This is a genomic window from Metabacillus litoralis (assembly GCF_020524045.1).
GTDB classification, from domain to species: Bacteria; Bacillota; Bacilli; order Bacillales; family Bacillaceae; genus Metabacillus; species Metabacillus litoralis_C.
The window spans coordinates 1-14913 of the sequence record NZ_JAIVKL010000017.1; the positions used below are offsets into that span (position 1 = coordinate 1).

General features: G+C 36.0%; 10 protein-coding genes. 9 read left to right on the top strand and 1 reads right to left on the bottom strand.

Features of this window, described 5'->3' with window-relative positions; genetic code table 11:
* The first annotated feature begins 1168 nt into the window (after window positions 1-1168).
* The 5 genes from LC076_RS19290 to pruA all read left to right on the top strand — a co-directional run bounded on the left by LC076_RS19290 (window position 1169) and on the right by pruA (window position 9369).
* Window positions 1169-1852, top strand: a complete 684-nt coding sequence (locus LC076_RS19290; RefSeq protein ID WP_226670721.1) for a heptaprenylglyceryl phosphate synthase — start codon at window positions 1169-1171, stop codon at window positions 1850-1852.
* Window positions 1853-1937: 85 nt separating this feature from the next.
* The gene (gene pcrA / locus LC076_RS19295) at window positions 1938-4175 is read left to right on the top strand and encodes a DNA helicase PcrA (protein ID WP_226670722.1); all 2238 of its coding nucleotides are present in this window, start codon (window positions 1938-1940) and stop codon (window positions 4173-4175) included.
* 102 nt (window positions 4176-4277) lie between these two features.
* Window positions 4278-6284, top strand: a complete 2007-nt coding sequence (ligA, locus tag LC076_RS19300; RefSeq protein ID WP_226670723.1) for an NAD-dependent DNA ligase LigA — start codon at window positions 4278-4280, stop codon at window positions 6282-6284.
* Window positions 6285-6299: 15 nt separating this feature from the next.
* Entirely contained in the window at window positions 6300-7493 is a 1194-nt protein-coding gene (locus LC076_RS19305; RefSeq protein WP_226670724.1) for a CamS family sex pheromone protein, read from the top strand.
* 328 nt (window positions 7494-7821) lie between these two features.
* The gene (gene pruA, locus LC076_RS19310) at window positions 7822-9369 is read left to right on the top strand and encodes an L-glutamate gamma-semialdehyde dehydrogenase (RefSeq protein WP_226670725.1); all 1548 of its coding nucleotides are present in this window, start codon (window positions 7822-7824) and stop codon (window positions 9367-9369) included.
* Between the two features lie 439 nt (window positions 9370-9808).
* Here the strand turns inward: pruA and LC076_RS19315 are convergent, their stop codons facing one another.
* Window positions 9809-10222 (bottom strand): hypothetical protein, encoded by a 414-nt coding sequence (locus LC076_RS19315; RefSeq protein WP_226670726.1) that lies wholly within the window; start codon window positions 10220-10222, stop codon window positions 9809-9811.
* A 556-nt stretch (window positions 10223-10778) separates the two neighbouring features.
* On the opposite strand from LC076_RS19315, the gene putP reads away from it, so the two are divergent.
* The 4 genes from putP (at window position 10779) to gatA (ending at window position 14903) form a co-directional block, all read left to right on the top strand.
* Window positions 10779-12275, top strand: coding sequence for a sodium/proline symporter PutP (gene putP / locus LC076_RS19320; protein ID WP_226670727.1), 1497 nt, complete (start codon window positions 10779-10781; stop codon window positions 12273-12275).
* Window positions 12276-12393: 118 nt separating this feature from the next.
* On the top strand, window positions 12394-12771 hold the full coding sequence (locus LC076_RS19325; protein ID WP_226670728.1) for an Hsp20/alpha crystallin family protein: 378 nt from the start codon (window positions 12394-12396) through the stop codon (window positions 12769-12771).
* Between the two features lie 370 nt (window positions 12772-13141).
* Window positions 13142-13432: an Asp-tRNA(Asn)/Glu-tRNA(Gln) amidotransferase subunit GatC gene (gene gatC, locus LC076_RS19330; protein ID WP_226670729.1), complete on the top strand. Its 291-nt coding sequence runs from the start codon at window positions 13142-13144 to the stop codon at window positions 13430-13432.
* A gap of 13 nt (window positions 13433-13445) precedes the next feature.
* On the top strand, window positions 13446-14903 hold the full coding sequence (gatA, locus tag LC076_RS19335) for an Asp-tRNA(Asn)/Glu-tRNA(Gln) amidotransferase subunit GatA (RefSeq protein WP_226670730.1): 1458 nt from the start codon (window positions 13446-13448) through the stop codon (window positions 14901-14903).
* Window positions 14904-14913 lie beyond the last annotated feature (10 nt).

A 14913-nucleotide genomic window follows, 5' to 3' on the forward strand; every position in this document is an offset into this window, starting at 1 on the left:
ATAAGGACTAAGAATAAATTCTCCTTGTTTATCAAGCATGTATACCACACCACCTATAATTAATACATTAATTATATAACAAGAAAAAGGTATTCAATGAGAAATTCATCGAATACCTTTAAAAATTATAATTGGAGACTTTTTCAGTGGCCTCACTCGCATTCCCGCAGGAGTCTCACGCCTTCCACTACAATCAACATAGCGTTAATACAAAGTTTTAAACTTTAAATAATTGAAAACCACCCTATTTTTCACAAATATTAGGTTATAATACTTCATTACAAAAGATTAATAAGACACAAACGTAAAGTGACCCATGCTTAACCAAAATAGAATTACTATTGCTATAGTTAGTAGTTGTATATGGAAACAACTGTACTAAAAATTTCTATAGAAAACACACCAGTAATTATAAATTCTACTTATCATCTTCTTGTTTATTTGTAATAAGTAAATAGAAACATTATTTCTTTAGTTAATGTGTATCCTCTCCAGTGTAATTGTGTGCTTTCAAAAATTAATACAACAATAAGACCAAAAGGATTTCCCAGTTTGTCTTTTTTACATGTTTATTTTTTCTGTATCAAGGGTGAATTGATTAAGTTTTCCAAAGTACTTAACTACAGCATTCCTTATGTTTGGTGATAGTGAAGTAAGAAGTAAGAAATACAACATGAAACATATATTCATCATGCTCCGCTTTGATATTATTCGGTGAAAATATTATTAAGGAAATAACTATAAAAGAAGCAATTTAACAATATTTCATTTATAAACCGTCTTGTGTTGTTTATTTCTAATATAACAATAGCAATAAACTGCTATCTAAATAGCTAATAAATGGGAGTTGTTTTTCAAAGGTTGTATCTTTGTGAATACACTATAGTGGAATGGAGCGGAAGACACTTGACTCCTGCGGGAGCAGAGGAATGGTCGAGACCCCGCAGGCAAAGCCGAGGAGGCTTGACTTCCTCCCCGCGGAAAGCAAGTGTCTGGAGCGAAATGAAACGGATTTGTTTCTATCTTTTGGGTTTATAATACTTTTTCTTCTACTATATTGACCAAACTTAGCAAATTATCCATTTAATACATCTCTATTTAAGTTTTTGTGCCCCCTAGTAATTTGCTATAATAAAGATTGGATGTTTTTGAATGGAGGAGTCCAAAAATGTATGATATTAACGAGTGGAAGCATGTCTTTAAACTCGATCCTGATAAAGAAATTAGTGACGAAGACTTAGAGAAAATATGTGAATCCGGCACAGACGCCATCCTTGTCGGTGGAAGTGACAATATTACCGAAGACAATGTGTTAAACTTGATGGCCAGAATCAGACGCTATTTAATTCCTTGTGTTTTAGAAGTTTCAACAGTAGAATCGATTATTCCAGGCTTTGACCTATATTTCATTCCATCTGTCATGAATAGCAAAACAACAAAATGGCTAATCAATTTACACCAAGAAGCTGTAAAAGAATATGGCGATATTATGAATTGGGATGAAATTATTGTTGAAGGATATTGTATATTAAATCCAGACTGTAAAGCTGCAAAGCTAACAGAAGCATCAACAGGCCTTTCAATAGAAGATGTAAAAGCATACGCACGTGTGGCAGAAAACATGTTCCATTTACCAATCTTCTATTTAGAATATAGTGGAAAATTAGGAGATCTAGCTGTTGTTAAGGAAACAAAAAAGGTATTATCAAATACTAAGCTATTTTATGGTGGTGGAATAGCATCTGCTGAGGAAGCCAAAGAATTTTCAGAGCATGCTGATGTAGTGGTTGTTGGAAATGTGATTTACACAGATTTAAAAGCAGCACTACAAACTGTGGCAGCTGTAAAATAGTATTTTATGGAAAACTATTGAACAAATGTAATAAAAAATGTAAAATCAAATACAGAACATACGTTTGATTAAGGTGGTGGAGAAGTTGCAATTCCTATCAAATCAATTATTATCAGGTTTGAATGACATGCAACAACAAGCAGTAAAAGCAACCGATGGGCCATTACTATTAATGGCGGGGGCCGGAAGTGGTAAAACCCGTGTTTTAACACATCGTATTGCCTATTTAATGACAGAAAAACAAGTAGCTCCTTGGAATATCCTTGCGATTACTTTTACAAATAAAGCGGCAAGAGAAATGAAAGAAAGAATTCAGGCTATCCTTGGACCTGGTGCTGATGATATATGGATTTCAACATTTCACTCGATGTGTGTAAGAATATTGCGTCGAGATAGTGACAGAATGGGTATTAATCGTAACTTTTCCATTCTTGATACGACAGATCAATTGTCTGTCATAAAAACAGTACTCAAAGAGAAAAATCTTGATCCGAAAAAATATGATCCTAGAGGTATGCTAGGTTCTATTAGTAGTGCAAAAAACGAACTAATTACACCAGAAGAATATGATAAATCGGCTAGTAGTCATCATGAGCAAATGGTGAGTGATGTTTATAGAGAATACCAAAAAAAGCTTCGTAAAAATCAATCATTAGATTTCGATGATCTGATTATGAAGACAATTCAATTGTTCCAAACTGTTCCTGAAGTACTTGAATCTTATCAACGAAAGTTTCAGTATATTCATGTTGATGAGTATCAGGATACGAATAGAGCACAATATATGCTTGTCAAACTATTAGCTGCACGTTTTAAAAATCTATGTGTAGTTGGTGACTCTGATCAATCCATATATCGCTGGCGTGGTGCCGATATCGCAAATATTCTTTCGTTTGAGAAGGATTATCCACAGGCTAATGTGATTTTACTTGAACAAAACTATCGATCAACTAAATTAATTTTACAAGCAGCAAATGAAGTAATTAAAAACAACTCAAATCGAAAGCCTAAAAAGCTTTGGACAGAAAATCAGCAAGGTGCAAAAATCACCTATTATCGTGCAGATAGTGAATCAGCTGAAGGTCAATTTGTCGCAGGTAAAATCAAACAGCTTGTTGATTCCGGTGAAAAAAAGCTTTCAGAGATTGCGATTCTTTATCGTACTAATGCACAATCACGTATTATAGAGGAAGTTCTGCTAAAGTCTAATTTGAATTATACAATTGTCGGCGGTATTAAGTTCTATGATCGTAAAGAGATTAAGGACTTGCTTGCTTATTTAAGATTGATATCAAATCCAGATGATGACATTAGTTTAACTAGAGTGATCAATGTGCCAAAACGTGGAGTTGGTTCAACTTCTTTTGATAAAATTGCGAACTACGCTGTTAATAATGATTTATCTCTGTTTGGTGCATTATATGAAATCGAGCAAATTGGTGTAAGTGCCAGAGTGACGAACGCAATCATTGAATTCCGAGAAATGATCAGTAACCTAGTAAATATGCAGGATTATTTATCTGTAACAGAGCTAGCGGAAGAAATTATCGAAAAGTCAGGCTATCGAGAAATGCTAAAGCAGGAAAAAACACTCGAAGCTCAAAGTAGATTAGAAAATATCGATGAGTTCTTATCTGTCACACAATCATTTGAAAAAACAAATGAAGATAAAAGTCTGATCGCCTTTTTAACTGATTTAGCACTTGTGGCAGATATAGATAAGCTAGAGGAAGATGATCAAGAGCAAAAAGACTCATTGGTTTTAATGACTCTTCACTCTGCTAAAGGATTAGAGTTTCCTGTTGTCTTCTTGATAGGACTTGAGGAAGGTGTTTTCCCACATAGTCGTTCATTAATGGAAGAAGACGAAATGGAGGAAGAACGCCGTCTAGCTTATGTTGGAATTACTAGAGCTGAAAAAGAACTGTTTATTACAAATGCCCAAATGCGTACATTATTCGGTCGGACAAGCATGAATCCAGAATCACGCTTTATATCAGAAATTCCTAGTGAATTAATTGAGAACTTAAATGAAAAAGTAAAAGCAGCTGCTAAGCAATCTAGGCAGTCTACTTCTTCTCCTTTTAGTTCATCACGAACGACTGAGAAACGTCCACCTGTATCAAGACCAATTGCTGCTTCAACAGGTGGAGATGAAATTGGTTGGGCAGTTGGTGATAAAGCTGCACACAAAAAGTGGGGTACTGGAACAGTTGTAAGTGTGAAAGGAACTGGTGAAGGTAAAGAATTAGATATTGCCTTTCCAAGTCCTGTAGGAATAAAGCGACTGCTTGCCAAATTTGCTCCAATTACTAAAGTTTAATAGGAAACTTAATTTAACCATCATTCGTATATATGAATGGTGGTTAAATTGAACCTAAGTATAAGCAAAACTAAGCTCAGTAGAAAGGGTTGGACATCTTTAATGGATAAACAATCAGCAACAAAAAGAGCAGAAGAGCTTCATGAGCTCTTAAATACATACAACTATGAATATCATGTACTAGATAAGCCAAGTGTTCCTGATGCTGAATATGATCGTCTTATGCAAGAGCTTATCTCACTTGAATCTGATTTTCCAGAACTAAAAACGATAGATTCTCCAACTCAAAGGGTTGGTGGAGTGATTCTGGATGCATTTTCGAAGGTAGTTCATAAAACACCGATGTTAAGCTTGGGAAATGCATTCAATGAACAAGACTTACGAGATTTTGACAAACGAGTTATCCAAGCTGTAGGTGAAGATGTTCAATATGTTGTTGAATTGAAAATTGATGGACTTGCTGTATCTCTACGTTATGAAAGTGGGTTGTTTGTTCAAGGTGCAACGCGTGGTGATGGATCAACAGGTGAGGATATAACAGAGAACTTAAAAACCGTGCGTTCTATTCCTTTAAGACTAAAAGATGAGCTTTCATTTGAAGTTCGTGGTGAAGTATTTATGCCAAAGAAGTCTTTCGAGAAGTTAAATGAACAACGTGAAAAGCTTGAAGAAGAACCATTTGCTAATCCACGTAATGCTGCAGCAGGTTCAGTTAGACAGCTTGATCCAAAAATTGCAGCAAAACGAAATTTGGATATTTTTGTTTATAGTATAGCTGATCTTGGTGGTACAGGTATTGAACGACATAGTGAAGCACTAGACTTGCTCGAAAAAGAAGGGTTTAAGACGAATCCTGAACGAAAAAAATTTGCTTCTATTGAAGAAGTAATCACTTTTATTGAAGGATTTTTAGAAAAAAGATCCAAGCTGTCATATGATATAGATGGTATAGTAATTAAAGTAGATTCACTAGCACAACAGGAGGAGCTTGGTTTTACAGCGAAAAGTCCTAGATGGGCCATTGCTTATAAGTTTCCTGCTGAAGAAGTGACAACCAAGCTACTCAATATCGAGTTAAGTGTAGGTCGAACAGGGGTTATTACTCCAACGGCAATTTTAGAGCCTGTCCGAGTGGCTGGCACAACAGTTCAGCGTGCTTCACTTCATAATGAAGATTTGATTAGGGAAAAAGACATTAAAATTGGTGATACGGTTGTTGTAAAAAAAGCCGGTGATATTATTCCTGAGGTAGTAAATGTACTTGTTGAGCAACGAACAGGTGATGAAGAAGCCTTTGTAATGCCAACACATTGTCCTGCTTGTGAAAGTGAGCTTGTTCGCATTGAAGGTGAGGTAGCTCTTCGCTGCATCAATCCACAATGTCCAGCACAGATCACAGAAGGTTTGATACACTTTGTTTCAAGAAATGCAATGAACATTGATGGTCTTGGTGAACGTGTTGTGATTCAGTTATTTCAAGAAGGCTTAATTAAGGATGTTGCCGATTTATATCGATTAACAAAAGATCAGCTTTTGCAGCTTGAACGTATGGGTGAGAAATCCACAGATAATTTATTAAAAGCTATTGAGCAATCTAAGGATAATTCACTTGAAAGAATGTTGTTTGGGTTAGGTATTCGTCATGTTGGTGCAAAAGCAGCAAAAACATTAGCACAACATTTTGAAACTATAGAACAGCTTCAACAAGCATCAGTAGAAGATCTTATTGCGATTAATGAAATTGGTGATAAAATGGCAGATAGTGTCCATACATATTTTGTTAATCCAGATGTTCAAGAACTTATTTCTGAGCTTCAGGCACTTGGTGTTAATACAACTTATAAAGGTCCAAAATTAGTGAGAGTAGAAGATAGTGATTCTTATTTTGCAGGTAAAACAGTTGTATTAACAGGCAAACTTGAACAACTTTCTAGAAATGAAGCAAAAGATAGAATAGAAGCTTTTGGTGGAAAAGTGACTGGAAGTGTTAGCAAAAGCACAGATTTAGTTGTTGCAGGGGAAGCTGCTGGAAGTAAGTTAAAAAAAGCAGAAGAGCTAAAAATTGAAGTGTGGGATGAATCTAGGCTTGTTGAGGAACTAAACAGATAAGAGGTGTGTAATCACTTGAAAAAAATATCATTTATGGTGCTCGCTAGTTTTCTTTTATTATCAGCTTGTGCACCTAATTTTGGAGAGCAAGATGAAATCGTGCAGGAAACGGAAGATGAGTCAAAGGAAAAAGCGATCATTCCAAAGTACAATATTTCTGATTCGTACTATAAAATGATTTTGCCTTTTAAGCCAGGGGAAGCAAGAGGACTTGTTTCAAAGCAATTAAATACAAGGTTAGATATTGATGAATTTGAAACAGGCTTAATGAGAGTTGCTCAAGATACATTTTCACCAGACAATTATGTCTACCAAGAAGGTCAATATATTAAGAGTGATGTGATAAGAAGCTGGGTCAGCCGAAAGAAAACGGGTGATGATCTGAAGAGTGCTCAAGAAGAAGCGAAAAAGGCTGGTAAGGAATATAAAGAGCTTGGTTTAAATCCAGCTCTACCGAAACCTTCTGGTGATGCTGGCTTAGAGAAGCTCAATTCTGAAAATCCAATTTATTTAGCTCATATGCTAGAGCATAATTACTTAATTCGAAAAGAAGAAACAGCTGAATTAGGTGGCGTTGTTATTGGATTAGCAATGAATTCTGTTCATTATTTTAAACAGGAAGATGGGTATGCACGCGAATATAACATTAATCGTTCTGAGCTATTAGCAAAAGGAAAAGAAATCGCTCAAGAGGTCATTAATCGCGTGAGAAGCACCAAGGGTTTAGAAAAAGTTCCAATTACTATTGCTATCTTTGAACAAGAAAAAAGATCTTCGATTGTTCCAGGTAATTTTGTAGCAAAAGCTGTAGTAAAAGAAGGAAGTAATGATTTGGGTAAGTGGGTTGATATTGATGAAGAGTATTTCTTCTTTCCTTCACCAGAGGCAACAAAAGCTTATCGAGATGATGCACAAATGTTTAATCGCTTTAAATCGGATATAGAAGAATTTTTCCCTAATTATACAGGTGTAATCGGGAAAGCCTTTTATAAAAATGGTGAGCTAAATCATTTGGATATTGAAATACCAATGCAATTTTACAGCAAAGCAGAAGTGATTGCCTTCACTCAGTTTGTTACAGGAAAGGTCATGGAATACTTTCCAGATTATGTTGATTTAGAAGTGAATATCATGTCAACAGATAATCAAGAAGCGCTTATCTTAAAAGAACCAAATCAAGAAGAGCCGACTGTTCATATTTATAAATAAACTATATGCAAAAGGATGACGTAAAGGTATTTTATACACTTTGAGTCATCCTTTTTTAATACTAGTAGGAAAAAACATCTTTCCTAATACCTCCTTTACAATGATAGATTTCCATTGATTATAAAAGTTAATCATTTCTAAATAACAATATGCATACGAATGAACCAAGAATGATAAATAGCCATACGTATCGCTTTTTGTTAGTTGAAGTTGATTTGTAGGCCTTTTTTGAGTTCTTATTATTTTGCTTCAAGTTCTTTCTTCATAGGATGAGTGTCTGAGAAGGAGTTGGGAAGTTTTTTTCATTATTTACAGGGAGGCGAAGAAAATGGTAGTACCCTACAAACATGAACCGTTTACTGATTTTTCTGTTGAAGAAAATAAACTAGAGTTTGAGAAAGGATTAATGGTTGTCCAATCTTATTTAAATAAAGATTATGATTTAGTGATTGGAGGAGAGCGGATACCAACGAAGGATAAAATTGTATCGGTGAATCCTGCTAATAAACAAGAAGTAGTTGGAACCGTTTCTAAAGCAACACAAGAGCATGCGGAAAAAGCAATGAATATTGCTGATGAAACGTTTGATGTGTGGCGAAAATCAAAGCCTGAATTGAGAGCAGATATTTTATTTCGCGCATCTGCTATTGTTCGTCGACGAAAGCATGAATTTTCGGCACTTTTAGTAAAAGAAGCCGGTAAACCATGGAATGAGGCTGATGCTGATACAGCTGAGGCGATCGACTTTATGGAATATTATGGACGACAAATGTTATCGATGAAAGATGGAGTCAAAATTGAAAGTCGTCCTATTGAATATAATCGGTTCAATTACATACCGTTAGGCGTCGGTATTATTATTTCGCCATGGAATTTTGCGTTTGCGATTATGGCTGGAATGACAGCTGCAGCGGTGGTTTCTGGGAACACAGTTTTATTAAAGCCAGCAAGTACAACACCTGTTGTTGCAGCTAAATTTATTGAGGTTCTTGAAGAAGCTGGGCTTCCTGCAGGTGTGGTGAATTATGTGCCTGGAAGCGGTTCAGAAGTGGGGGATTATTTAGTTGATCATCCAAGAACACGCTTTATCAGCTTTACAGGATCTCGAGATGTTGGAGTTAGAATTTATGAAAGAGCGGCTAAAGTACATGAAGGGCAAATTTGGCTAAAGCGAGTCATCGCTGAAATGGGAGGAAAAGATACGATTGTTGTCGATTCATCGGCTGATTTAGAATTAGCAGCACAATCAATTGTTGCTTCAGCATTTGGCTTTTCAGGTCAAAAATGTTCAGCTTGTTCACGAGCTGTTATTCTTGAGGACGTATATGATCAGGTTTTAAATCGTGCGATCCAACTAACTAATAATTTATCATTGGGGGAAACAAAGGACGCGTCTGTTTATATGGGACCTGTAATCGATCAAGCCGCATTTGACAAAGTGATGAGTTATATTGAGATTGGGAAAAAGGAAGGTGAGTTAGTTGCTGGGGGTCATGGTGACAATTCACAAGGATTTTTTATCGAACCGACCATTTTTGCAGATGTTGATGAAAATGCACGGTTAATGAAGGAAGAGATTTTTGGCCCAGTTGTTGCTTTTTGCAAAGCGAAAGATTTTGATCATGCCATTGATATTGCAAACAATACGGATTATGGGCTAACAGGTGCTGTTTTAACGAACAATCGTGAACATATTGAAAAAGCTCGAGAAGATTTTCATGTCGGAAATTTATATTTTAATCGAGGCTGTACAGGAGCGATCGTTGGATATCAACCATTTGGTGGTTTTAACATGTCTGGAACAGATTCCAAAGCAGGTGGACCGGACTATCTACTGCTTCATATGCAAGCAAAAACAACTTCTGAAATGCTATAAGGTAAATTAAAAATAGAAGCAAAAGATGTTGGAACATAAGTATTTAAGCTAATGATAAACCCGAATTATTAGGTGATATGTCAAGTAAACATTCGCCTAATAGTTCGGGTTTTTATTTGCCGTCTTCAATATGTTTTGATTTTGCATCCTATTTTAAAAACTTGTGGAATGGAGCGGAAGACAATCGACTCCTACGGGAATTGAAGAAAGGCTGAGACCCCGCAGGCATGCCGAGGAGGCTTAGCTTCCTCCCCGTGGAAAGCGAGTGTCTGCAGCGAAATGGAACGAACTTGTTTCTTTTACTTAACTGAATTTTTTTATTCGTCTTTTTGTATGAATTCTTTAATTATGGCCAGCCTCTATTTTGTGGTTCAGCGCCTAACCGGTCATAGGCACTTTTTAAGGTGAGAATAGGAAAGAAAGAAGTGAATGACAGGTCTCACCCATTCCAAAAAATACGCTCGTCCTGTTCTTGTTCAGGTGGTGTTTCTTCAAAAACTGAAGTATTGTTTTGCTGATGATTCATTTGCTTTGTGTGTGTCTCGTCTTTTTCAGGTATTTCTTTTGTGCTGAGCTGCTGTGAAAGTACTTGTATCAGCTGTGAATTAAGATCACTGCGTTTTTGATATTCATTTAAAAAGGCAGCAAAAGCAATGATGATCCCTCCACCAATTAGTAAAGTTAAATATGGACCCATTGAACCAATGGACTGCAGGATCATAAATTGAATGCTTCCACCGTACATTTCTTGTTCTTCTTGTATAGCCTTGAAGGTCATGGAAATATGATTAACAATTCCACCAGCTCCAAGTAAAATTAAAAAACTACCAAATCCGATTAAAAATTTCTTCACATCATCCACTCCTGATTAATATAATCTTGTACAAATTTTATCATGTATTTGTTTTATCTTCTATAAATTCAATAAACTTACATGTGATTTTGGGAATCATTTGAAAAAAATAATAAAGAAATTCAGTTTGTTTTTTATGATGGATAAGACAAGAATCTTCAAAAAATGAATGAAAAATAACGGAATTTGTAAATTTAATTTTATTAATTTTTATGAATAGATATAACCAAATGTAGGATATAATGCCTAATTGATGCGTTTTTATGTATAATTATACATTTTAATAAAATCGGACAAGCGTTTGATTTGTTAGGGTTGTCATATTGTGTTAACATTATTAAGGGTTATGCCAATGTGGTACTACTAATCTATTTTCTTTCATCCATCATTAAATTGCATAAGCTTGCATAGAGATTTGTTGACAGCAATTTTAGGAGGTGAGTATTTAATGGATTACGCACTTACAGGAGCAACTTGGTTTTGGTTATTTGTACCAATGTTAGCCTTAGTTGTATTATCAATCATTACAAACTTTACAGAGAGGAGTGACTAATTAGTGGAAACAGGTGTATTAATTACGTTTATAATTTATTTAGTGGGTATGTTAGGTATCGGTATCGCTGCCTACAAAATGACTAGTAATCTTTCAGACTATGTATTAGGTGGAAGAAGATTAGGTCCAGGTGTTGCCGCACTAAGTGCTGGTGCATCAGATATGAGTAGTTGGTTATTATTAGGTTTACCTGGTGCAGTTTACGCATCTGGTGGTATGAATCAAATTTGGATTGCAGTAGGTTTAGCTGTCGGTGCTTATCTAAACTGGCAATTTGTGGCTAAACGCTTACGTAGTTATACTGAGGTTGCTAATGACTCTATTACAATCCCAGATTTCTTTGAAAATCGATTTAAAGATGGATCAAAGCTTTTACGTGTTATCTCAGCTTTAGTTATTTTACTATTCTTTACGTTCTACACGTCATCAGGTATGGTTGGGGGAGCGAAATTATTTGAAGCTTCATTTGGCCTATCTTACACACAAGCACTTTGGATTGGTGCAATTGTTATTATTTCGTACACATTCCTTGGTGGTTTCTTAGCAGTTAGTTGGACTGACTTTATTCAAGGAATACTAATGTTCTTAGCATTAATTATTGTTCCAATTGTAGCAATTAATAAAATTGGTGGTTGGAGTGAAACAGTTAATCAAGTAGGTGAACTTGACCCAATTTATCTTGATGCATTTTCAGGAATGTCAGCATTAGCGATTATCTCTTTACTTGCATGGGGATTAGGTTACTTTGGTCAACCACATATCTTAACTCGTTTTATGGCATTACGTTCTGTAAAAGATGTACCTAAAGCACGTATGATCGGTACAATCTGGATGGTATTTGCATTATTCGGAGCAATTTTCACTGGATTTGCAGGTATTTCATACTTCGCAGAAAATCCAGTTGCAGATGGAGAGCAAGTATTTATTCTCTTTACACAAGTTTTATTTGATCCTTGGGTATCTGGTATTCTATTAGCTGCCATCTTAGCTGCTATTATGAGTACAATTGATTCTCAGCTATTGGTTTCTTCAAGTGCTGTAGCAGAGGATTTCTATAAAGCTATTTTAAGAAAAGATGCTTCTGAAAAAGAACTAGTATGGGTTGGTCGTATTTCAGTTGCGGCAATCGCATTAATTGCTATTTTACTAGCTTCAAATCCAGATAGCTCAGTATTAGATTTAGTAAGTTATGCGTGGGCAGGATTCGGCGCTGCATTTGGTCCTGTAATCATTCTCTCTCTTTTCTGGAAACGTATGAATCGTTGGGGAGCACTGGCAGGAATGATCGTAGGAGCAGTTACAGTTGTAGTATGGAAGATGTTATCAACACCTGAATTGAACGAAGCAGGCGAGGTTATCACGGAAGCTGTCATTCCATTTAGCCTTTATGAAATCGTACCAGGGTTTATCTTCGCATGGATTGCCGTAATGGTTGTAAGCTTAGTAACAGAAGCTCCATCAAAAGAAATCGAAGAAGAATTCGAGCAAGCCAAAGCATAATAGTAAAGTAAGAGGGGTCAGACACCTAATATGGGGGTCTGACCCCTCTCTTTTTTGAGGCAAAATCCCTCTTTCTTCATATTATATAGGAAGTACTAAGATGAGGAGGATGTGTACGATGTCAGATCCGATGAAAATGATGAATGATTTTTTTCAAAAGCGGCCTAAGCGTACGCTTTTAGATACGATAGATGGTGCTTTTCGAAAGCCTGAGTTTGCTAGTTTTGACGTGGAAGTAGTTGATACAGATCGTCATTTTAAGGTAATCGCTGAATTACCTGGTGTAGCGAAAGAAAGTATTGATGTAGAAATTCGCGGCGAAGAATTAGTTATTAAAGTGAAAGAGCAGGCAGATCATACACGAAAAATTGGTGGTGTACGCAAAGTTCATTTACCAGACTATGTGATTAAGCGGAATATGAAGGCTGTTTACCGACATGGGTTGCTTGAGATTACACTTGATAAGAAGAAACCGACGAAGATTGAGATTGAATAGTTGGTGTGATCAGAGATTTTGCCGCTAGTTTGGTTGATGAGCTAGCGGTTTTTTTGTGAGGGCTGGCGAGTGCGGATGTCAGGTGCCAGTCTGGATGCTCGGTGTCGGATTTTGTCGAAAAACTAATATATTGTGGATTTTAGCAAATATATCGTTAAAAACCGCAAATATAGTAACGAAGATAGCAAATATATATGCCGAAATAGCAAATAAAACAGGCAAATCAGCAAATAAGTCAAAAACCACAATTTACTCTCTAAAGCAGCAACTCATTAAATGTAGGCTTTTTATACGAATTGTTGATTAACTATGCACTATTTTGGTATCATCAGAGTATTGTGATTGTACGATTTTTTGGAGGTGAGAGGAAATGTCTAGAATTTCAACAGATCAAGTAAAACACGTAGCAAATTTGGCTCGTTTAGCGATTACTGATGATGAAGCATCGCTTTTAACACAACAATTAGATGCGATCATTACATTTGCTGAACAGTTAAATGAAGTGGATACAGAAAATGTGAAACCAACATCTCATGTATTAGATATGAAGAACATTATGCGAGAAGATATTCCGAAAAAGGGATTAGATAATGAAGAGGTTGTGAAAAACGCGCCAGATCATGCTGATGGTTATATTCGCGTACCATCAATTTTAGAATAAGGGAGGGACAAGCATGGAGCTTTTTGATCGTAAAATATCTGAATTAAAAGAACTTTTACATAAAAAAGAAATTACAGTTTCTGATTTAGTTGATACTTCTTATAAACGTATTCAAGAGGTAGATGACAAGGTTGGAGCATTTTTAACATTAAATGAAGAAAATGCACGTACATATGCGAAAGAATTAGATGAGGCATTAGATAGTCGTAGTGAATTCGGACTTTTATTTGGAATGCCAATTGGTGTGAAAGATAATATCGTAACAAAAAACCTTCGTACCACTTGTGCGAGTAAAATTCTAGAAAACTTTGATCCTATTTATGATGCTACTGTTGTGAAACATCTGCAAAAAGCAGAAACCGTGACAATCGGTAAATTAAATATGGACGAGTTTGCGATGGGCTCTTCTAATGAAAACTCAGGATTTAAGCCTACGAAAAATCCTTGGAATCTTGAAACAGTTCCTGGTGGATCTAGTGGTGGTTCAGCAGCAGCTGTCGCAGCAGGAGAAGTCCTATTTTCTTTAGGATCTGATACTGGTGGTTCGATTCGTCAGCCTGCATCATTTTGTGGAGTTGTTGGTCTAAAACCTACATATGGTCGTGTATCACGCTTTGGTTTAGTTGCTTTTGCATCTTCTTTAGATCAAATTGGACCAATAACACGTAATGTAGAAGACAATGCCTTTCTTCTTCAAGCTATTTCAGGTGTAGATGAGATGGATTCCACGTCTGCAAATGTTGATGTACCAGACTTTCTTTCTTCATTAACAGGTGATGTGAAGGGCTTGAAAATTGCTGTACCTAAAGAATATTTAGGTGAAGGTGTTCAAGAAGAGGTAAAGCAATCTGTTTTAGATTCGTTAAAAGTGTTAGAAGGACTTGGTGCAACATGGGAAGAGGTATCATTACCACACTCGAAATATGCTCTAGCTACCTACTACTTACTTTCTTCATCAGAAGCTTCAGCAAACCTTTCTCGCTTTGATGGTGTTCGTTATGGACATCGCTCAGATAATGCTGAAAACTTAATAGAGTTGTACAAGCAAAGTCGTGCAGAAGGCTTTGGTAACGAAGTTAAGCGTCGTATTATGCTAGGAACATTTGCATTAAGCTCTGGTTATTATGATGCTTACTATAAAAAAGCACAAAAAGTACGTACATTAATTAAAAAAGATTTCGAAGATGTGTTTGAAAAATATGATGTGATCATCGGACCTACAACACCAACACCTGCATTTAAAATAGGTGAAAATGTAAAGGATCCATTAACAATGTATGCAAACGATATTTTAACCATTCCAGTAAACTTAGCGGGTGTACCAGGAATTTCAGTACCATGTGGTTTATCAAACGGATTACCACTAGGCTTACAAATTATCGGAAAGCATTTTGACGAAAGCACAATTTACCGCGTTGCACATGCATTTGAGCAAGCAACAGATCATCATAAAGCTAAACCTGAACTGTAAAAGGGGTGAA